This is a genomic window from Dellaglioa sp. CoH-57-MRSF-18, from assembly GCF_056781995.1.
Map to the genome: position 1 here is coordinate 1 of NZ_JBXAXX010000115.1, position 397 is coordinate 397.

The following is a 397-nucleotide window of genomic DNA, read 5'->3' on the forward strand; positions in this document are numbered from 1 at the left end:
GCACTTCAACATCGCGCTTGAATCGACTGGCTGGGAAACTGTGGGTGACGTAGAGGACGCGATTTCTGGTGAGCTGTGGGCCAAGCATATGTATGCAAAACAGGTTCCGCCGCTTACCATGGACGCAGTAGCTCAGGATATCGTGCGGCTCGCGATGGAGCGCGAAATCGTGAAAGGACCTGTGGTAATCTCGAACGGCGCGTACGCAGGTGTTCGCTTGGTGGAAATGGGGCTGAAGCTTCTGCGTGCGCGTACCGCTCTTTGTGAAGCAATCAACCAGAAATATCGCATCACCATGTATCCGTCCGAATTCATCAGTCTTGAGACGATTGGTGATCTTGCGAATCAGGTGATCCAACACGTGGAGGGCAAGGAATTGTGTTCGCAGGCGTAATTG

General features: G+C 53.1%; 1 protein-coding gene. It reads left to right on the top strand.

Annotated elements, in window-relative coordinates; genetic code table 11:
* Window positions 1–394, top strand: a 394-nt coding sequence (locus AC1RPG_RS08330) for a hypothetical protein (protein ID WP_481762522.1), incomplete at its 5' end; no start/stop codon positions are given.
* Window positions 395–397 lie beyond the last annotated feature (3 nt).